The 1,841-nt window shown below is 45.2% G+C and carries 3 tRNA genes and 1 rRNA gene; 1 reads left to right on the top strand and 3 read right to left on the bottom strand.

Annotated elements, in window-relative coordinates:
- Position 1: 1 nt before the first annotated feature.
- A tRNA-Asn gene (locus tag V1U08_RS22855) sits at positions 2-77 on the top strand.
- Between the two features lie 1,316 nt (positions 78-1,393).
- Here the strand turns inward: V1U08_RS22855 and V1U08_RS22850 are convergent.
- From V1U08_RS22850 to V1U08_RS22840, 3 genes are all read right to left on the bottom strand, one after another.
- Positions 1,394-1,470, bottom strand: a tRNA-Asp gene (locus V1U08_RS22850).
- Positions 1,471-1,501: 31 nt separating this feature from the next.
- Positions 1,502-1,618: ribosomal RNA gene (gene rrf / locus V1U08_RS22845) — 5S ribosomal RNA — on the bottom strand.
- An 18-nt stretch (positions 1,619-1,636) separates the two neighbouring features.
- Positions 1,637-1,712, bottom strand: a tRNA-Thr gene (locus tag V1U08_RS22840).
- Positions 1,713-1,841 lie beyond the last annotated feature (129 nt).

Here is a 1,841-nt window from a genome sequence, read left to right as displayed (position 1 = left end):
TTCCTCCTTAGCTCAGTTGGTAGAGCGACGGACTGTTAATCCGCAGGTCGCTGGTTCGAGCCCAGCAGGAGGAGCCATTTTTGGAAAGCTGCATCATTGATGCGGCTTTTTTTTCGTTTAAAATTCCCGAATAGCTCTTCTTCTCTTCGCCAATAAGTCTGTAACCCTGCGTCATTAGATTTAAAAATTTTGCTTAACCAACATGCTGCCAGAAAGTTTATCTTTACTCCCCTCTCTTATTAGATCGCGATATAAATAGAAGTATGGCTCCTAAGGCTTAGCAACAGCACAAATCACATTTGCCTCTTTCGTTATCCACTTTACACTCAGTCCCAGCACCAACACTCTATAGATACTCATAAAAGGCCAGTATTGGCTCTCTAACAGTCCTTCAATGACTTTATAAGCTGTTAGTACGTAATGGTCCCATAACGATCGTAATCACCAACCTGTAACGCTCTAGAGAGCTTACAGAGCCAGGAACAGGCTTTAAAAGTAAGCTCTTTCTTTATAACGAAAAATCAAGAAAAAACATTCACTAAGAGCCCACGCGAGTACAGTGAAGCCGAGAAATGCGCCCATTCATTTCAGCAGAGAAAGCCCTGAAATTAATCCTAAGCAGTTATATCAGTACACCTTACGCCAACAACAGCGTAAACATGGATCGACTAGAGACTTCAACATACAGCGCCCAATCAAACGCCACATACAAGCGTATAACCCACTTTGAAATTCCACAGTTAATAGATATTACCTTTCTAGCTAAGACTCAAGACAGGTGACAGCGGACAAAAAGAATATGAGGTTTCTTCTGACGTTCAGAATAAGCAGAGGATCTGTAGAGCTTGAGATCAAGCAAGATCCCAACACGAGGAACTTATAGGTCTGAGTAAAGTCACTCAACACAAACTAAAAGATCCTGGCATTTCTGCTTGGATCGGGAATGAAGACCAGAGCCTCCGGCTATCTGGAGGCATAAGCCTAAAAGATGAATATGTACGGATATTGAAAAACCCCAGCCTTTAGCAAAGCTTTGAGAACAAGCTGTGGAGAGACTAGAGTCTCAGGTTACAGGCAGGCCTTCATACGGGACTTATTGATCGAAGACCAACTTAACTCAGCATAAACTAAAAGCCCCTGGCATTTCTGTTAGGGTCTGGATAAATTGCGGAGGGGCTGAGTCGACATTCCGACGGGACGCTTTCGGCTGAAGAGCCAACATAAACTTAAATGAAGAAAGCCCTGCTATTTCTAGCAAGGCTTTAGAATAAGTGGCAGAGCGGCTCGGGTTGCAGACAACGGGCAAACCTTTTGCGGGACTCATTGGTCGAAGACCAACTTAACTCAGCACAAACTAAAAGACCCCAGCATTTCTGCTGAGGTCTGGAATAAATGGCGGAGCGGACGGGACTCGAACCCGCGACCCCCGGCGTGACAGGCCGGTATTCTAACCAACTGAACTACCGCTCCGCATTGGTCAGACTATTTGAGTCTAATAAGAACCTGGCGATGTTCTACTCTCACATGGGGAAACCCCACACTACCATCGACGCTACTTCGTTTCACTTCTGAGTTCGGAAAGGAAATCAGGTGGGTCCAAAGCGCTATGGTCGCCAAGTAAAATTCTAATTGTAAATGGTGCTGATACCCAGACTCGAACTGGGGACCTCATCCTTACCAAGGATGCGCTCTACCACCTGAGCTATATCAGCATCAAGATGTCCCTGAAGACTAAAAAAGCCCGTTCTTTCAAACGGGCTCTTTAAATTTAAAGCCTGGCGATGTCCTACTCTCACATGGGGAAACCCCACACTACCATCGGCGCTATTTCGTTTCACTTC

It is taken from the genome of Vibrio sp. YYF0003 (assembly GCF_036350715.1).
GTDB classification, from domain to species: Bacteria; Pseudomonadota; Gammaproteobacteria; order Enterobacterales; family Vibrionaceae; genus Vibrio; species Vibrio natriegens.
This window is presented reverse-complemented; position numbering and strand designations above follow the sequence as displayed.